This window comes from Maribacter sp. MS6 (assembly GCF_056839185.1).
In genome coordinates, this window is the sequence record NZ_CM166389.1 from 2835154 (window position 1) to 2855361 (window position 20208).

The 20208-nt window shown below is 40.5% G+C and carries 11 protein-coding genes; 3 read left to right on the forward strand and 8 right to left on the reverse strand.

From position 1 onward, the window contains the following. Positions 1-9: 9 nt before the first annotated feature. Complete coding sequence (locus tag MS6x_RS12450) at positions 10-915, forward strand: geranylgeranylglycerol-phosphate geranylgeranyltransferase (protein WP_482602510.1); 906 nt, start codon at positions 10-12, stop codon at positions 913-915. Then, positions 915-1868 carry a carbon-nitrogen hydrolase family protein gene (locus MS6x_RS12455; protein ID WP_482607167.1) on the forward strand — a complete coding sequence of 318 codons (954 nt, stop codon included), beginning with the start codon at positions 915-917 and terminating at the stop codon, positions 1866-1868. The genes MS6x_RS12450 and MS6x_RS12455 overlap by 1 nt, the downstream gene beginning before the upstream one ends. A gap of 131 nt (positions 1869-1999) precedes the next feature. Here the strand turns inward: MS6x_RS12455 and MS6x_RS12460 are convergent, their stop codons facing one another. After that, positions 2000-4792, reverse strand: coding sequence for an alpha/beta hydrolase family protein (locus MS6x_RS12460; RefSeq protein WP_482602512.1), 2793 nt, complete (start codon positions 4790-4792; stop codon positions 2000-2002). A 128-nt stretch (positions 4793-4920) separates the two neighbouring features. Between MS6x_RS12460 and MS6x_RS12465 the strand changes: the two genes are divergently transcribed. After that, on the forward strand, positions 4921-5763 hold the full coding sequence (locus tag MS6x_RS12465; protein ID WP_482602514.1) for a pseudouridine synthase: 843 nt from the start codon (positions 4921-4923) through the stop codon (positions 5761-5763). A 100-nt stretch (positions 5764-5863) separates the two neighbouring features. On the opposite strand, the gene MS6x_RS12470 is transcribed toward MS6x_RS12465, so the two are convergent. The 7 genes from MS6x_RS12470 to MS6x_RS12500 form a co-directional block, all read right to left on the reverse strand. After that, positions 5864-7465, reverse strand: coding sequence for a M1 family metallopeptidase (locus tag MS6x_RS12470; protein ID WP_482602516.1), 1602 nt, complete (start codon positions 7463-7465; stop codon positions 5864-5866). A 142-nt stretch (positions 7466-7607) separates the two neighbouring features. Further along, positions 7608-8543 carry a PorP/SprF family type IX secretion system membrane protein gene (locus MS6x_RS12475; protein WP_482602518.1) on the reverse strand — a complete coding sequence of 312 codons (936 nt, stop codon included), beginning with the start codon at positions 8541-8543 and terminating at the stop codon, positions 7608-7610. A gap of 4 nt (positions 8544-8547) precedes the next feature. Next, positions 8548-15699: a BspA family leucine-rich repeat surface protein gene (locus MS6x_RS12480; RefSeq protein ID WP_482602520.1), complete on the reverse strand. Its 7152-nt coding sequence runs from the start codon at positions 15697-15699 to the stop codon at positions 8548-8550. A gap of 552 nt (positions 15700-16251) precedes the next feature. After that, positions 16252-17529, reverse strand: a complete 1278-nt coding sequence (argH, locus tag MS6x_RS12485; RefSeq protein ID WP_482602522.1) for an argininosuccinate lyase — start codon at positions 17527-17529, stop codon at positions 16252-16254. Between the two features lie 76 nt (positions 17530-17605). Beyond that, the gene (locus tag MS6x_RS12490) at positions 17606-18676 is read right to left on the reverse strand and encodes a M20 family metallo-hydrolase (RefSeq protein WP_482602524.1); all 1071 of its coding nucleotides are present in this window, start codon (positions 18674-18676) and stop codon (positions 17606-17608) included. Between the two features lies 1 nt (position 18677). Next, a complete protein-coding gene (gene argB, locus MS6x_RS12495) occupies positions 18678-19457 on the reverse strand; it encodes an acetylglutamate kinase (RefSeq protein ID WP_482602526.1) in 780 nt (259 codons plus the stop codon). Position 19458: 1 nt separating this feature from the next. After that, positions 19459-20208, reverse strand: coding sequence for an SDR family NAD(P)-dependent oxidoreductase (locus MS6x_RS12500; protein ID WP_482602528.1), 750 nt, complete (start codon positions 20206-20208; stop codon positions 19459-19461).

The following is a 20208-nucleotide window of genomic DNA, read 5'->3' on the forward strand; positions in this document are numbered from 1 at the left end:
CAATCCAACATGCTAAATAGAAAAAACAAACTTTTGCTGTTAAAGGTATTGAGTTTGTTTTCGGTAGTCCGAGGCTATAATGTATTAGTTATTGCATTTGCACAATATCTAGCGGCAATTTATATTTTAGCACCTGATTTACCGGTTCGCGAAGTCATTTTCGATATTAATCTATTCCTTTTGGTATTCGTTTCTACATTGGTCATTGCAAGTGGCTATATCATCAATAATTTTTACGACGCGGAAAAAGATCTGATCAATAAACCTACTAAAAGTATGTTGGATCGTTTGGTAAGTCAACGATTTAAATTAAGTGCTTATTTCATCCTGAATTTTGTAGCAGTTTTTGCGGCGAGTTACGTTTCCTTTAGGGCAGTATTGTTTTTTTCGGCCTATATTTTTGGAATTTGGTTTTATTCGCATAAACTAAAGAAAGTACCACTTTTAGGGAACATTGTTTCAGCGACCCTCGCAATTACGCCATTTTTTGTTGTCTTTGTATACTATAGGAATTTTGAAACTGTCATTTTTGTTCATGCGCTCTTCCTCTTTTTATTGATATTGGCCCGTGAAATGATAAAGGATTTAGAGAATATTCCCGGTGATATGGCTCAGAATTACAGTACCATACCCATTATTTATGGCGCTACTATTTCTAAAATTAGTATCGGTATTCTGGTGCTTTTAACACTGATACCATCACTTTTACTTATTTTTAAGTTTGAAGTTGGGTATATGGACTATTTTTTTTCAGGTAGCGTGCTACTCCTAATACTCTTTTTAATTTTATTGCCCAAAGCAAGCTCAAAAAAGGATTACGTCTGGTTGCATAACATTTTAAAATTTATCATTGTTTCCGGAGTTTTTGGAATTCTATTGATTGATGTGGACTTGGTTTTAAATCGAATTTTATGATTAACAATATACTTAAAGTGGCACTTGCGCAAATTTCACCCGTTTGGTTGGATAAAAAGGCGACCCTCGTAAAAATAGAAGCATCGATATTTGACGCTACTAAGGAAGGGGCCGAATTAATTGTATTCGGCGAAGCCCTTTTACCGGGGTATCCATTTTGGTTGGCGCTGACAGATGGTGCAAAATGGGATTTGAAGGTAAACAAGGAACTTCATGCCCACTATGTTAGAAATGCTGTCCAAATTGAAGCAGGTGAATTGGATGGTATATGCGGTTTGGCGAAAAAACACAACATAGCCATTTATTTAGGTCTTATGGAGCGTGCAAAAGACCGTGGCGGACATAGTATTTACGCTTCCTTGGTCTATATTAACCAGCAAGGAGAAATTAAATCCGTTCACAGAAAGTTACAACCTACCTACGATGAGCGGCTCACATGGGCTCCAGGTGATGGTAACGGATTACGAGTACATTCCTTAAAACAGTTTACCGTTGGCGGACTCAACTGTTGGGAGAATTGGATGCCGCTTCCAAGAGCTGCGCTATATGGCCAAGGCGAGAATTTACATGTGGCAGTATGGCCAGGGAGCGATCATAACACCAAAGATATCACACGCTTTATCGCTAGGGAATCCCGAAGCTATGTGATTTCTGTTTCTGCTTTGATGAAAAAAGAAGATTTTCCTAAAAACACCCCTTATTTGGATAAAATTCTCGAAAGCGCACCACAGGTATTGGCCAATGGGGGTTCTTGTATTGCAGGTCCTGATGGTGAGTGGATCGTACAACCTGTATTACATAAAGAGGGTCTTATAGTTCAAGATCTGGATTTTAATCGTGTTTATGAAGAACGACAGAATTTTGACCCAGTAGGCCACTATTCCCGCCCAGATGTTACGCAACTTACGGTGAATAGGGAACGACAGTCTACGGTACGGTTTACCGGAGATTAAGTACCGTTGTACGCGCTCCTATGTCACTTCCATTTGTATACTATTTGGGTCGCATACCTATCGTTAGTCATACGTCCTCTAGCCTTAAATCAAATACTCGGAGTTTTTTAAATTAAATAGTAGCTGTCAGCTTATTTTCCACTTCCGGCAGGCATTAATTCATACCCTTGTTCAATTCCTTTCTGCATAGGTGTCACCCCTTTTTCCATCCAAATTGGTTTTGCATCGCCCTTAAGGTAATAATCAAAGAACTGTGCCATACGAATGTTAAAATCCTTTCGGTTCTGCATTTTTAAGGGCCAGTGTGGTTCCCCGTTGTAGTTAAGAAACCAAGAGGGTTTTCCCAAGCGGCGTAAAGCTGTGAAAAATTCTATACCCTGGTACCAGGGTACGTGTCCATCGGCATCGTTATGCATGATCAACAAAGGTGTATTTATTTTGTCGATATTAAAGATTGGGGAGTTTTCTATGTATCTGGCCGGGTATTCCCAGGGTGTACCTCCAATTCTACTTTGTGTATGCTCATATTGGAACTGTCTGCTCAGGCCTGTCCACCAGCGGATACCGCCGTATGCACTGATCATGTTCGGTACTGGAGCACCGGATTCCGCCGCTTTAAAAATATCGGTCCGCGTAACCAAATAGGCTATTTGGTATCCACCCCAGCTGTGTCCCTGTACGCCAATATTGTCCTTGTCTATAAAACCCTTTTCTACCAAGGAGGTTACTCCGGAAATTACGCTATTGTAGGCACTTTCACCAGGGTAGCCTATGCGGTATTCTATATCCGGATTAAAGATGACATAGCCCCTACTGGTATAAAAACTATAGTTTATAGAAGAGCGTTCCGCTCGTGGTATGCGATGCCTATGGATGCCATCGGAGCTTTTTTCGTAAAAGTTAACGAGCAACGGGTACTTTTTGTTCGGGTCAAAATTCTCCGGTTTTACCAACATACCTGTAAGCTCTTTCCCATCCAAAGATATCCAGTTGACAAGCTCAATGGTGCCCCAGTTATAGTCATTTTGTTGTGGATTTGCGACACTCAATGTTAGACTCTTTTTCATGCTGAGGTCCGAAACTCTGAGGTCCGGAAAGTCCGTAAACGATTCCCGCGTGTAAATCAAGGCATCGTCCATAAGGGCTTTTTGTGGTTTAGAATAGCGGTAGGGACTGGATAACAAGGACTTTGTTTTCCCAGTTTTTGGATTGTATTCGGCGTACCCGGCATCTTTGGTGTCTTCGTTAAACAGGGTCAACATCCAATTTTCATCTATAGGAATATAACGTAGTTCATCATCTAAGGAAACATAGCGGTACACGGTTTTACTTTCTCTACCGGAGGTCAGTTTGGTGCTTGCTCCTGTTTTTGGGTCGAATTTCCAAATATCGTAACGGTCGTAAAGTATCAGATGTTCGTCGTTTGCCGTCCATCCGGCAGCGCCATAAGCAGATGGAAAATTTGGTGAATCGTTGTTTTCGTCATAAAACAGTTTTCCTTTAGTCAGGGCTTTATAGGTTCCATCCGGTAGGGAATAGCTGGTCCAAGTGCTGTCCACACGATTATAACCATAAGCAAATTTGGCTTTTGGACTCAATCGCAATCGCGGTACTTTTATTAAGGAAACCAAGGTTTCCCCCGAAGCGGTACTCACTAGTTTATAATCATTGTCCCGTCTTCCTGTCCACTGGCTTTCCAGTTCGTGCGGTAAGGTTGTATTGATCAAGGCATAAGGAGCATTGCCCTCATCCCCAAGTTCTGTATTTGGAAAATCGCTTGTGGCCAAGGGGATTATTTTATTGTCGTTAAGATGAACAACGGCATGATAGGAAGCAATCGAGTCATTCTTTAATTGTAATTCCTGTACGGTGTATAATCTAGGTTCGTCGTAGGTCCATACTTCCACATTCACGATTTCATCTTCCGTAAGGGTAGTGTCCTTTAAAATGGGCGGTGTAGCCAGACCAAAGAACAGTTTGGATTCGTCTTTGGAGAATTCAATAGTACCGTTTGAGGAAACCAAGTAGCCCTTAGGTGCGCTCGAGGCATCCAGTAATTTTGTAGCTTTTTCGGTTCCTTTTGTCCATCTATACAGTTCATTGGGTCGTATTTGAATTTTCGTGGTGTCGGTATCCGTAACGAACCCTAGATAGGTTCCGGAGTCACTAAGGCTTAGATTAAAGTATTTAGCTTTTTGCGCACTGTGGAGTTCCGTGGTTTTATTAGATTCTAAGTCACGCACATAAACTGCCGCATCGGCATCCTTGTTCTTCCCTGTAGTCGTGTATGCCAATGCTTCTCCTTTTTTGGCAAAGGTGAAATCGGTCACGTAGGGCATGGTATCCTGTTTTCCCGTTTCCAAATGCCGCAGTACCAGGTGGTAGCCATTTTTCTTACTAACTTTTTTAGGTTTTTTCTTTTTTTCCTTGGCATCCGAAAGGGAATCATTTTGCTTTTCTTCTTTTACTTCATCTATATAATAGGCTACGTAGCCCGACCATTTTTCCGGTAGCTGAAAGGATTTTACATTGGCGATTTTTGTGAGTTGGTTAGATTTTAAATTTAAAATCCCTAAGGAATCCTTAGGTATATCCTCTTTTTTTGTTTTTCTGCTTTTCATGGCACGCACGCTATCTTGCCAAGCGGTAATAGTAAACAAAACAAAGTCCGAGTTGTAGGTAAACGCTGCCTTTTCCGCTCTTTGGTGTTCTAAGATGAGTTTTCCTTTGGTATCCTTTACTTGTAGCGTTGCATCTTTTTCCCCTTTTTCCACTTGAAAAAGTACATAGTTCCCGTTAGGCGAGATGTTAGGGTTTTGAATAGTGTTCCATAGTTCATAATCCGTATGGTCCAGTACTTTTTTTTGTGCGAAAACGGATATGGTTAACAGCAATAAGAAGGGTAAAAGTAAATTTTTAATCATGATAGTTTTTGAATTTGTATAAATATAGCCAATAATAGAAAAGTGACATGGACTGTAAATCGATTTAAAGTTCACAATAGTAAATTGATATAGATCGCTTTGCTACCTTTGCAGCAAATTTAAGTACTATGAGCAGGGAAGGTTCCAATAAAGGTAAAAAGGCATCTGGCAGACAGGGAGGTAATTTTAAGAAGAGCAGTTATGCACGGGGCAATGCCCCAATTAAAAAACAGACGGCGCCCAAACAGAAATCGGACTCTAATTCCATCCGATTGAACAAATACGTGGCCAATTCCGGTGTATGCTCTAGACGAGATGCCGATATCTATATAGCTGCGGGTAACATTACGGTAAACGGAAAACCGATTACCGAGATGGGCTATAAGGTAAAGCTTACCGATGAGGTAAAGTTTGATGGTCGCCTACTGAATCCTATAAAAAAGGAGTATGTAGTATTAAATAAGCCCAAGGATTTTAGTACCACCATACGTGACGAAAAAGGAAAACGACATGTGTCCGGATTAATTTCCAACGCTTCCAAATCTAAGCTCTTACCTGTAGACAAATTGGATAAGGAGGATACGGGTCTATTGTTATTTACAAATGATGGCGACCTTACCAAGCGATTGAAAAGCCCTATAAACGGATTACGAAAAATTTATCATTTGGTCTTAGACCGCGATTTAATAGCGGCAGACCTTCAGAAAATAAAAGAAGGGGTTTTGGTAGAGGAAAAGGTAGTGCGTGTGCAGGATATCAGTTATATTGACAATGCTCCAAAGCGAGAAGTAGGTTTGGAACTATTTAGTTCCCGTAACAATATCGTAGAACGCCTTTTTAAACAGCTCGATTATAAAATAGTAAAGTTGGATCGTGTGGTTTATGGTGGATTAACCAAGAAAGATCTTCCTAGAGGCCACTGGCGCTTCTTGACCGACCAAGAGGTCATTAATTTTAATATGATCAAATAATTTGTATCGCCGATTATTTTAGGACATAAAAAAGGTGCTCACGGTTTTTAGTTCATTTCGGGATATCTTTAAATGTTTTGATTTTTTTCAGACCTACAACTTAAAACTCTTGTGCTTCAAATAATAACCATACATCTGGGTCTAGCTGTATAGTTTCAGGTTTTAAATCTGATTGAATTTTGAATTCTTGGGATGATTTTGTGATTTGTAGTGTTTCCTTACGAGTCTCTTTACCTTTTTTGATAGCGATTTCCAAAGGAAACGTAAATACATGCTGCTCTTGTGTTTGGTCTATTGAAATCCGTACAATTCCATTGGAGTACTTCCATTGCCACTTGATCTCCGGATACCCTTTGGTGAAAATCCATTGTTTAAAAAAGGATTCCAGATCTTGGCCTGAAACGGTTTCCATACTAGTTTGGAAATCTTTGGTCATGGCATTGGAATTTTGATAAGTCTTGTAGTAGGTGCGTATACCATTCCAAAATATGGTGTCCCCGAGTTTATGTCGTAACATATTTAATACCCAGCCGCCTTTTTGATAGGTGTTGGTGCTCAATACTTTTAAGGGGTCCCGTATACTAAGGTCAACGATAGGAGCGGGATTTTTTTGATAATATTCGATTATCTGGGCCTTGTCCAAAAGCAGTTCCTCTTTTCGCTTTGAATCTCCATATACGGATTCTTGGTACAGAATGGCAAAATAGGTTGCGAAACCTTCGCTTAGCCATACATGGTTCCAGTCGTTTTCGCTTGCAGAATTACCGAACCATTGGTGGGCTACCTCATGGGCAATTAAACCTTCCACCTCGTTTTTACCGGTAACGGAATTTTCAAAATAAGCGATATTACCTGCGTTTTCCAGTCCGCCCCATTGGGTCTTGGCCTGCATATTGGCCAATTTAGTATAGGAATAGGGGCCAACGGCATCAATAAAATATTTTAGCACTTTGGAAGCCACGGCGTAATCATGAAAACCTTCCAGTCGGTTCTCCGGATAGACCCAAGCAGAAACTGGAATATTGTAAACAGGATCTAAAGCTTTGCTGGCAAATTTGGTGACACCAATAGTAACCACTTTCATTGCAACCGGTGCGGGTTCCTTGTAAATAGTCAACTTAAATCCCTTGCCCAGATTGCTTTCTTCTATTTTTTCACCGGTGGCTACAACGTCATAATGTTCGGGAGCGGTAATTTGGAATTCAATTACGGCCTTGTCGTACGGGTGGTCTACGGAAGGCAACCAATGTCGTGCCAAATTGGGCCAATTGTCCCCAAAAAAGGAACGCTGTCCAAATTTTGTGGTGTCTATTACAAGACCACGCTCTGGCACACCGTGATAATATATTTTAAAGGTTTTGGACTGTGGTGTCGATGAAGTCGGGACTATTTTGAGCTTGTTGTCCACATGTGTAAAATCTACGATGCGTTCTCCTTCCAGCACTTTGTCAACCTTCATACCAAAAGCACCTATTTTGCCTACCAGATCCAAAGTAAAGCTTGGACTAGAACCCGTAAAATCTACTAAAACTTCCGTTTCTCCTTTTATTTGGTTGTCCGAATCGTTTAAGTGAAGCGCAAAAACGTACGCTTTTACATTTGCCGAGAGGTTTCTTTGGTAGGCATCCTGAGCTTTCATTGTACTCGGTCCTGAAAAAGCGACCATTAGAAAAAATAATGTTATAATGAAATTTGGCTTCATGTGGCTATATTAGATTTACGTATCTAATTTAGCCATTTAGTTATTAACGCATATCACCTTAACAAGTTTCTATAGTTTCAAGTTCGTAGTAAATGATGCACATCAGAAAGCGAAGAGCAGTTTTGAACCTGATACTTAAATTTTAATCCCTCGAATACCCATCTCCAAAAAGATAACTCACAATAATGCCGTGTGTGTTTCCCAGTGGCGAATCGGTAAAGGTAAGATTGTAGTTGTATACCGCCCTGATGTTTTTTAATAGATAAACACCGGCCAATAGGTTTATTGAAGAATTGGAGCGATACCCCGTGCCCAGTTCGAACTTGTTCTTATAGCTAAACGATAGGTTGGTATCTATCTGTATAGGAGCTCCGTTTTCTTGTTTTAGTAGTACACTTGGCTTTATCATAATTTCTTCGAACTGGCTAGAAAAGAACCGGTAACCTAAGTAGCCATAAAACGGACTGGAAAGATTGAGATTCTGGTCGTTGGTCGCCAAAGCATCCCCTAAAACGTTGGGGGCCGATAGTCCCACATAAAAATTAGCGAGGTTCAATAATATACCCACACCAACCGTTGGGATGGTAGCATCTATATTTGATGAAAAATTGGGATCACCTACGATACCAAGTTCCAACAAATTGTCCTGGTATTGCTGCACACCTGGAGATATAGAAAAGGAAAGCGAGTTTGGCGTATATATTTGCCAATAAGGTCGGTTGCTCTTAGTGTCAAAAAAAATCTTATAGGAATAAGTAGCAAAGGCACTGGTGGAGGTCGTTACCCCGATTTCGTCACGGATAAATCCTGCACCAAGCCCAACCTTACCGCGGTTAAATGGGCTATGGAGACTAAGAGCAAAACTTCTTGGACTGCCTTCTATATTATTGAAAAAGCCCGAGTTGTTCAAAGTAACTTCCGTACTGGGCGCCAAACCTGCATAGGCTCCGTTGATCAGATAGGGATTAAAGTTGTACTCCCCAAAGGTTGGTGTCTGCTGCGCATTAAGGTTTTGGGGGATACATTGCACAAGTATGCCCAACGCTATAAAAGCGACAAGAGTTTTGAGTTGCTTCATTATATTATCGCTTTATTACAAGGTAGCCCTGTAGCTTCTTAAGGTTATGTTCTCCCGTAACTTCAATATTGAAGAAGTAGGTTCCACTAGGGAGTTCGTTGGCACCCATTTTTGTTTTTTCATTTGCAGTTCCGTCAAAGGCGTTTGCCCTGTTATCGTAGCCCTGTACTTGAAATACCATATCTCCCCATCTGTTATAGATGGTTACAGTATTTTCCGGACTGGCTTCGATACCGTCGATGGTCCAAAAATCATTGATTCCGTCGCCATTGGGAGAAAAGCCATATTGAGTAAGGTCTTCTTCCTCCTCTGGTTCTTCGGATATAGTAAAAAATGACTGTGAAGTACAATTCTCGGCTTGTAGCGTCCCGTTATATGGAATTATACTTACAAATATTTCTGTTTCAGAGGGCAAATCATCAGTTAGTTCATAGGATGTGGTTAGACCAACATTTAAACCATCGATAATATCTGTTCCTCCATCGCTAGTACCAATATTTAAAATGTAGCCGTCTACATTCCCTACCGCATTCCATCTTAGGGATGTGTTTACTGGAACATTAGTGTCGCCGTCCATAGGCAAATTGATGCTTGTGCAAGAAGGAAGTTCAGGTTGGGAAACCAAGGTTTCGGTGATAAAACTTTCTTCCATACATCCTGTTGCCGTTCCGTTCGCATTATAGGGAACTACGGATACAAAAATCTCTGTAGTTTCAGGAAGGTCGTTTGGCAGGTTAAAAGTCGTAAGATTTCCAATATCTTGGCTATCTAGAATATCTGTAAAGCCCGCACCGGTACCTACGGTTAGTTGATACCCTGTCGCATCTGCAATTGCGTTCCAGCTTAGGACGGTATTTACCGGTACATCAATATCCATATTTACTGGCGTAAGCAAATTGGTACATGCGGGCGGTGTAGATTCTCCAGGTGTGCTAAAGCTTTCTTCTGAGCAGCTTGTGGCGTTACCAAGTGCGTTATATGGCGTGATGGTTACAAATATTTCTTGTTCAAAAGGCAGATTAGCAGGTAGGTCGTATGTTGTTTCATTACCTACATCAAAGTTGTCTAGAATATCATTTCCTCCAGGGGTAGTCCCTACTAAGAGGAAGTAACCGGTAGCGTTGGAGATGGCATCCCATGTTAAATCTGAGGAAACAGCAACCGTAATAGCATTGGTAAGCTCAGTACTTAAGCGAGTACATTCGGGAATACTTTGAATCATCTCGGTGGTAAAACTAACTTCGGTACAACCTGTTGCACTGCCGGTCTGATTGTAAGGGGTGAGGGTCACAAAAATCTCGGTTCCTTCTGGTAAATCATTTGGAAAGTCGTAGGTCAACGTGTTTGCTACATCAAGGTTGTCTACAATATCGCTGCCTCCAGAGGAGGTTCCTACAGTAAGCAAATAACCGTCAGAATTGGCAACCGCACTCCAATTAATAGAAGTAGATACCGCTATATTCACTGTTGCATCAGCTGGACTATCAATAGTTGTACATTCAGGAATTTCAAATACAGTTGAAAAAGATTGCATGGTGCATCCAGTGGCGTTACCCGCATCATTGTAAGGCGTAATTGTCACAAAAATTTCGGAAGACATGGGCAGGTCATTAATAGGGACATAATTGGTTACATCCCCAACGTCACTGTTATCTAGGATATCCGTTCCGCCCGCAGTAGTTCCAATGGATAGAAAATATCCTTCTGCTGTCGCCGACACGTTCCAATTGATATCAGTTTCTACCGAGATATTGGTTGCCCCGTTCAATGGGTTTGATAAGGTGGTACAATCCGGTATGGTGGTAAGGGTTTCCGTGGTAAAACGTTCTTCCGTACAACCGGTAGCACTACCAAAAGTGCTATAAGGCGTTATGGTTACGAATATTTCGGTGTTTTCCGGTAGATTATCCGTTAAATCCAAAGTAGTCAAGTTCCCCACATCACCAGAATATAAATTGTTTGCACCCGAGCTGGTTCCAACGGTAACAGTATAACCTGTAGCATTGGCTGCTGTATTCCACGTGATATCCGTGTTCAAGGCAACACTGGTAGCATTTGCCAGTGGCATACTGAGGCCAGTACAGGCGGGCGGGTCGGTTAAACTACTATCCCCGGTTCTAAAATTCTCCTCTGTGCAGCCCATAGCATCTCCAACATCATTGTATGGGATAATGGTAACATAATGCGTTCTGTTTTGTTGAAGGTCGTCTATAAAACTGTATACTGTATCGTTTCCAACGTCTATGTTGTTTGCGACTTCAATTCCACCTTGTGTAATACCAACAACAACAAGATAGCCCGTTGCACCATCTACAGCGTTCCACGTAATATCTGTATCCACAGGTACTCCGGTCGTCCCGTTTAACGGACTAGATAAGCTTGTACATACAGGTGGAACAGGAATGGTTTCTGTTCTAAAGCTTTCTGAGCTACATGTATTTGCATCGCCCACCTCGTTATAAGGAGTAATGGTAACGAAAATATCTGTATTCTCTGGTAGGTTGTTTGGTAGGTCATAGGTCGTATTATTACCCACATTTTGGTTGTCTACAATTTCTACTCCGCCTACGCTTGTTCCTACTGTCAATCTATATCCATCTGCATTGGAAATAGGATTCCAACTTAAGTCTGTGCCAATACTTACATCGGTTGCGTTGTTTAAGGGTTCGGTAAGTGATGTGCAATCTGGAATGGTAGCAGCAATACCTAATATCTCAAAACTTTCTTCTGTACACGGCCCCACGGCATCTCCAGTGTCATTAAAAGGGATTAGGGTTACATATACAACATCACCTGTATTAAACTCGTTTATGAATTCGTAGGAGGTACCGTTTACTGTTTCGTTGTTTACAATGTCGTTTCCACCAGCTGTTGTTCCAACTGTAAGTCGATATCCCCTTGCAAAAAGTACCGGTTCCCAGTTGAGGTTGGTATTTAACGGTTGGTCTATATCGCCGTTTAACGGAGAGGTCAGTTGTGTACATTCCGGAACCGGACAATCCAACACATCATTAGTAACAGTCCAGCCATAGGTATCTATTATAGACTGGCGTTCTTCCAAGGCATCACAATAAAGTAAGCCTGCCGCACCCAATGAAAGACCACTTGTCAAGGTCTGTTCTGCCCAAGCAATTAGCGTATTGTCATAATTTTCCCTGGTCAATGCCGTATTGTCTAGCATGTTGTCCATTTCGCTTACGCCTTCAATATTCCAATTGCCCAGATACTGGTTAAATGCAGTTGCATTGTTAAATGTGGAGTTCATATTTACCGTTCCCAAATTCCACTGATTCATAGATTGGTTATAGGCTGTGGCGTTTTCGAACATCGCTTCCATGGTATCTACTCCGGATACTCGCCAGTTGTTTACACTTTGGTTGAAGGTACTTGCACCACTGAACATTTCCTCCATAGAAAAAACGCCTCTAACATTCCATGAATTTATGTCTTGGTTGAACGTAGTAGCATTTCTAAACATGTTCTCCATAGTGGTTACAGAGGCCACGTTCCAGGAGCTTAGAGGCTGATCAAAGCCTATTGCATCTTCAAACATACCCTGCATCGTAGTTACAAAAGAGGTATTCCAAGTGTCAATGGGTTGATTAAACACTGTTGCGCCATTAAACATTTCTGCCATAGTGAGAACCTCTCCGGTATCCCAATTTTCAATAGACTGATCAAATGCTGTGGCAGCTTTAAACATGGCTTCCATATTGGTTACGGAGGCTACGTTCCAATTCCCTATTTCACCATTAAATACTGTGGCCCCCTCAAACATGGAAGACATTAAGGTAACTGAGGAAACATCCCAACCATTCAAGGGTTGGTTAAAAACTAGCGCATTTTCGAACATTGAAGACATAGTAGCTACAGCACTAACTTCCCATTCATCTAAGGGTTGGTTGAATGCTTCTGCGTTTTCAAACATTGAGGACATATTCACAACCGAGTTTACCTCCCATTCGTTCAGGGGTTGGTTAAAGACCGATGCCCTCCTGAACATGGACCGCATATTAATAACATTGGTTACGTCCCAATCGTTTATGTTTTGGTTAAAAGCAGAAGCCCTATAAAACATGGAGGACATATTGGTGACCAGTCCTGTTTCCCATAAGTCCAGAGGCTGATCAAAAACTATGGCACCATCGAACATGCCAAACATATTGGTTACTTTTTCTACGTTCCAGTTGTTCAAGGGTTGGTTAAACCTATCTGTGTCCTTGAACATTTCACCCATATTGGTAACATTATCCACATCCCATGAACCAATAGGCATATTAAAGGCTTCGGCATTTTCGAACATGCTTTCCATGTCCGTAACCCTGTTCACCTCCCAATCCGCTATGGCACCATTAAAAACCTCGGCTCTGTTGAACATACTAGCCATGGTCGTAACTTCCCGAACGTCCCAAAGATTTAGGGACTGATTAAATATATCTGTTTGTTCGAACATCCTGGACATGTTTTGCACCTTACTGGTGTCCCAATTTCCAATAGGTTGGTTAAAGGCATCCGCACCTAAGAACATGCCGGACATATTTTCTACATTACCCACGTCCCAGTTGTCCAAAGGTTGGCTAAATGCCCTTGCACCTATTAACATATAAGACATGTTCTGTACGTTACTTACATCCCAGGCATTTATATCTCCATTAAATAGTTGACAGCTATTGAACATACCGCTCATGGAAGTCACGGCACTAAGATTTGGTAGATCGGGCGCATTGTATTCCATATTCGCACAGTAGTAAAAAGCGCGCTCCATGGACTGCCATACTTGGGTACCCCATTGGTCTATGGAAAGTAGTTTTATATTATCGGTATTGGAATAGTCATGAAACGGAGCCGGAAAATCGCCAATAATAGAAACGGTATACGTACCCGGAGCAAGATAGGTATGGGTAATGTCTCCCGTTACATTATTATCGAACTGATCATCGCCCCAATCAATGGAGTAGTTGTAGGTAAGATAACCTGGATACCCAGTATTCGCTTCTATTTTTAATTGATTGGCTGGCGTGGTATCCGTATCGGTAATGGTAGTGTCATAGGTTAATTTGAAAGCATCTGGGCTATTTACCCATGAAGGAACTACCGTAAAGGTTTCTTCGGTACAACCAACGGCATCACCATCGGTAGTATTGTATGGCACAATAAGCACGGATACTTCATCACCTGCCTGCAATAGATCATTGCCGGACAAATCTTCTAGGTTAAGTCCCACAATGTTTCCACCGGGAATATCATAAGCATCAAAAGGAGTGGATTCCACACCGCCCCTTGTTACTTTTACGGTAACTTTATATCCTGTCGCACCCGGTGTTTGGGCCCAAGTAAGGTTGGCACTTGCAGGAACATTGGTGTCTCCGTTTATTGGAGAGACCAAGTTGGTGCAGAGTACAAAGGAGCAGTTTATGATATCGCCTGTTATGTTCCAATTGTAATTATCGATAAGTTCTTGACGGGCGATCCTACCATCACAATAATTGATGTTGGTAGCTCCTAGGTCAACATTTGAATTTACCGTTTGTGCAGCCCAACCAATTAAGGCGTTGTCGTAGTTTTCTTGCGAAAGCCCCGAATTGGATAACATATTTGTCATATTGGTTATAGCGCTAATATTCCATGTTTCTAAATTTTGGTCAAAGGCATCTGCGTTTCGGAACATGGCACTCATATTGGTTACGGCCGCCGTATTCCAATCTGTAAGCACTTGGTCAAATACCGGGTTTTGTCGGAACATGTTAGCCATGTCAGTGACATTGTCTACATCCCAAGAATTTAATGGTTGGTTAAAAACAGGCGCTTGATAGAACATATTATTCATATTCGTAACGTTAAGCACGTTCCATATATCCAAAGGTTGATTAAATACTTCTGCCTCTTGAAACATACTGGCCATGTTGGTTACGTTATCCACATCCCAACTGCTAATATCTTGGTTGAAACTAGACGTATTTTCGAACATCCCCCTCATTGAAGTCACATTAATGACGTCCCAGCCACTAATATCTTGGTTGAAACCAGTGTTGTCCCTGAACATATAGCTCATGTCAGTAACATTACTAACATCCCACTCGTCCAACGGTTGGTTGTAAATTGCTCCCCAAATCCAACCATCGAACATACTTGCCATATTGGTTACATTACTAACGTCCCAATCGTTTAACGGGTGATTATAGGTTCTATGTCTGTGAAACATTTCTGACATGTCTGTAACGTTAGTCACATTCCAAATCTCAATAGGTTGGTTAAATAACGATTCCCTAAACATAGAGGACATGTTGGTAACGTTATCTACGAGCCAATTGCTTATAGGCAGATTAAAATCGGATCCTTGAAACATACTGGACATATTTGTTACATTGTCAACTCTCCAGTTGTTCAGTGGCCTATCAAAACTACTTGTATATCTAAATGCGCCAGCCATATTGGTGACTTGAAGCACATCCCAATTATTAATATTTTGGTTAAAACTACTTGCTTCGGAAAAGATATATTCCAAAGTGTTTACCGATGCTGTATTCCAGTTATCCAATGGTTCATTAAATTGTCTAGCCCGATGAAATGTCCAGGACATATCGGTAACGTTAATGGTATTCCAAAGATCAAGTGGCCGGTTAAAAATTTCGGCCTCTGCGAACATTCCGGATATATCAGTTATTGTGCTTACCTCCCAATTATTTATTATACCATTAAAGGCTGTACATTCTCGGAACATATTTTTTAACGAAGTCACTTGGGAAAGGTCGGGAGCGTCAATGGCGTCAAAATTGATATTTTCACAACCAAAAAAGGCGTTTTCCATGGTTTGCCATTGTATATCTCCCCAGCTTAATATTTCAATAATCTTATTTCGGTCACCCGTTTCATTAAAAAAGATACTTGGAAAAATGCCGCTTATGGCTATGGTATACGTACCTGGTGCAGCGTAGGTATGCGTAATGTTGCCGGTTACTCCCGTATCCGTATTTCCATCTCCCCATACTACTGTATAATTATAAGTGGTATAGGCTGGGTTTGTTGGTATGGTAATTTCATTTATACCGGAGGATCCACCACTTGTATTTGTGGTAGTCCAAATAGCAGAAAAGGATTGTGCGTATAAACAAACGTTGAAAAGTAATATAAATAAGGTGAGTAGTCTTTTAGCCATTATTATTTGGGTATTTGTCCATAACGAATTGTTATGAGGAATATTTTAACACATAACAATTTTCACTGTATTCAGTGGGTTAACAGCTACAAAGTTGTGGTGAAAGGAAAGGGATGGCTACACTGTATTCAGCGAAAAAACATAGATTAAATAGATATTGATACTATTTGAACCATGGTGGTGGGAAGAATTGGAGTGGCTATATTTTTTTAATTACCACTAATGAAGAATAGTTTTTCTATTTTATTTGATAATTGTGATTGAACAATGCATAAAACTTTAAGAGGCCAATCGTAATCATAGATTCAGGTCTGGGGATTCCTGTTTTTTGCCAAAATTCTAGAATTATAATGGGGATAAGGTCACCGTAATGATTGGATACCTAAACTTTTCTTGGTTATAATGAGGAAAAGCAACTATCATTAAAGCATATCGAAACCCAAATTCGAAAAATAATAATGCCATTTTTACCCATTAGTACACGAAGCAAATAAAGCACGAAATGGAAAATTAATGTGGCCACTAGAAAGGAAATATCTTTAAAAAGTAATTTTAAAGTGACTGCATCTTTTTCCTGATTTCTTCCAAACACAGATTCCCTAAGCTGCCCTCGTGCGTATGTTTAATGTTTCGTTTAGGTGTAAAGGTTCCCGCGTCAATTTCCTTTCCCATTTGTTTGTAAGCATCGCGAAATGGCATACCGTTTTGTACAAGTTCGTTTAAAGTGTCTACACTAAACAGATAGTCGTATTTCGGGTCTTCTAAGATGCCGTTGTTTACCTGTATTTCTCTTAAGCTAAAGGTCATAATCTCCAAACAAGCTTTCATATCCTGTATAGCGGGAACAATAATTTCTTTTACTAGCTGTAAATCACGATGGTAACCGCTTGGGAGGTTATTAATAACCATAGTGAGTTGATTAGGAATGGATTGTAGTTTGTTACACTTTCCTCGTACCAGTTCAAAAACATCAGGGTTTTTTTTGTGCGGCATAATGCTAGAGCCGGTAGTTAACTCATCCGGAAAGGAAATAAAGTCAAAATTCTGACTCATGTACAAACAGATGTCCATAGCCATTTTAGAAAGTGTAGCGGCTATGTTCGCCATACCAAAAGCTGTTGCCTTTTCTACTTTTCCTCTCCCCATTTGGGCTGCCACTACATTGTATTTCATAGTTTCAAAACCCATTTCCTTGGTGGTGAAACTTCGGTCAATAGGAAAGGAACTACCGTAACCTGCCGCACTACCTAGTGGATTCTGGTCTGCAACTTTAAAAGCGGCATCAACAAAATATAGATCATCGATCAAGCTCTCTGCATAAGCCGAGAACCATAGTCCAAACGAAGATGGCATAGCAATCTGTAAATGGGTATACCCTGGCAGGAGTATTCTTTTATATTTATCCGCTAGATTTAATAATAAATCGAACAAGGATTTAGTCATTGACTTGATTTCTGCAAGTTCATCTTTTAAATATAGATGCATGGCCACTAAAACCTGATCGTTTCTAGAGCGAGCGGTATGAATTTTTTTCCCGGTATCACCTAAGGCTAGCGTTAATTGAAATTCAATTTTGGAATGCATGTCCTCAAAGTTGTTTTCTATAACAAACGTGCCGTTTTCGATTTTTTCAGCGATATTGTTTAGTTCATTTACGAGCGCTTTGGTTTCCTTTTCGGAAAGTAAGCCAATTTTGCCCAACATTTTGGCATGTGCTTTTGAAGCAATAACATCGTATTTGGCTAAATGCAAATCGAGCTCGCGGTCATTACCTACAGTGAAGTGGTCTATTTTTTTATCCGTACTAAATCCTTTGTCCCAGAGTTTCATGCGTTTTGATGTTAGATGTTAGATGTTAGAAATGAGACTGATTTTTTTGAAAATCTAATATCTCAAGTCTAACGTCTTATGTCTTTTTTAAAAATCCCTCTAATATTTTAATATACAAATCAATACCTTCCTCTATTTCTTGAACGTAAATATACTCATCTGCGGAATGGGAACGGGTACTGTCCCCGGGACCTAGTTTCAACGATTGACAAGTTAAAGCCGCTTGGTCCGAAAGGGTTGGAGATCCATACGTAGTTCTTCCCAGCGCAATGCCCGATTGTACCAAGGGATGATCTTTATCTATTTTAGAAGAATTAAGTCTAAGGCCACGTTCTTTAATTTCACAGGGAGCTACTGCTTTCAGTAAATCTGAAATTTCTTTGTTGCTGTAGGCATCGTTTACGCGAACATCTACAACCAATTCTACTTGGGACGGGACCACGTTATGCTGACTGCCTGCATTAATTTGAGTGACCGTCATTTTAACCTCGCCCAAGGCTTCGGAACTTTTATCGAATTTATAGTTTTTGAACCAACCGAGTACATCAATGGCGTTGTAAATAGCGTTATTATTGTTTGGATGTGCCGCATGGGAAGGCGTACCTTTTACCACCGCATCAAAGACTACCAAACCTTTTTCGGCAATGGCCAGTTGCATCAGCGTAGGTTCGCCCACGATTGCTACGTCTATTTTTGGTAATTGGGGAAGTAAGCCACGTAAACTATTTGGCCCGGCATTTTCTTCTTCCATGGAGGCCACCATTAATATATTATGATTAAGGTTTTTAAGGGAATAAAAGTGGCTAAATGTTGCTAGTAACGATACCAAACAGCCACCAGCATCATTGCTGCCCAAGCCGTATAATTTGCCATCTTCTATTTCCGGATTAAAAGGATCTCTAGTATAGGCCTTATTGGGTTTTACCGTATCGTGATGAGAATTCAATAATAGGGTAGGTTTCGTATCGTCCCAATATTTATTCTTTGCAAATACGTTGTTATGTATTCGCTCAAAGGTAATATCAAAATTTTTAAGCCACGACCCGATAGCGTCTGCGGTCTTGTCTTCTTCCCCTGAAAAGGATTGAATCGAAATTAATTGTTTTAACAATTCGATTGCCTTATCCGAAAGCTGTTGTTGTTTCATTTTATAAGGTAATTGTAGTAAATAGTTCGTCTTTAGAATTTAGCATCGTTGGATGTCCTATACACACTTTACTAACATGGTTGGTTAGGGCATGAAAGCAGTTTTCTAGTTTAGGAAGCATTCCATCTGCTATGATTCCATTCTTAAGTAATTCTTGATATATATTCGAGGTAATATGTTGCACGACGGAGTCTTCATTTTCTACATTCATTAAAACCCCTTTCTTTTCAAAACAGTAATATAGTGTTGTTTCAAAGTGTTCACTCATACCTATGGCAAGTTCTGCGGCAATAGTATCTGCATTGGTATTTAATAATTGTCCTTTACCATCATGTGTCATGGCACAAAAAACAGGAGTTAAACCACTTTTTAATAATTTGGAAATTAGTTCATTGTTTACGGTTTCAACATCACCTGCAAAGCCATAATCGATTTTAGTAACAGGTCGTTTGTGCGCAAGAATCGCATTGCCGTCCGCACCACTCAATCCAATGGCATTGCAGTTGTTAGCTTGTAATTGAACCACGATATTTTTATTGGTTAAACCTGCATAGGTCATCGTAATTACCTCAAGAGTTTCCGCGTCCGTAATTCTTCTACCACCTACCAGTTTAGCTTCAATGCCTAGTTTTTTAGCTAATTGTGTAGCTAATTTTCCACCACCATGTACCAGAATTTTTTGTCCCTCGAGATTTGCAAAAAGGCTTAGGAACTTTGTAAGTGCTTCTTTGTTCTCGATGACGTTACCGCCAATTTTTATGATGGATAATTTTAGTTTCATTCTAAGTGTTTAAAATTCCTCCGTCAATTGTCATGGCTGTTCCTGTAATCCAGGTAGCTTCTTCTGAAACTAGAAATAGCGCTAGGCTTGCAACATCCTCAGGGGTGCCTAAACGTTTCATAAGCGTAGCTTTACTAGCATTTTCAACTGCTTGGTCTGGATTCTCAAATGCCTTGGCAGATTCCCAAATTAACGGGGTGTCTACTGGGCCGGGACAAATAGCATTTACTCTAATGTCTGGAGCATATTCTACAGCCAATTGCTTCATTAAAGCTACAGCACCTGCTTTAGAAGCGCAATAGGCAGGATGATTAGGAAAACTTTTGTAAGCCGCTATGGAAGCATTTATTAGGAGTGTTCCTTTTTGTTTTTGCAATTCTGGTATGGCATGTTTAGATAGGTAAAAGATAGCACTGAGGTTTGTGTTTATCGTTTTGTGCCAGTCCTCATGGGATAAGTCAACAATATTACCCAAGCCTAGAATACCTGCATTGATGGATACAATATCCAATTTTCCGAATACCTCTATGGTTCTTTGAATAAGCTGCTCGTTGTAGTTTGGGTTACATACATCACCGGCAAAGAAAATGGCATCTTGCAATTCCTTTGCTAATTGGTTTCCTCGTTCTTTATTCCTTCCTGCTAAAATCAATTTGGCTCCTTCATTAGAGAATCGTTGAGCAATAGCCTTGCCCATACCACTGGTAGCACCAGTAACCAGGCATACTTTATTTTTTAGTTTTGAACTCAT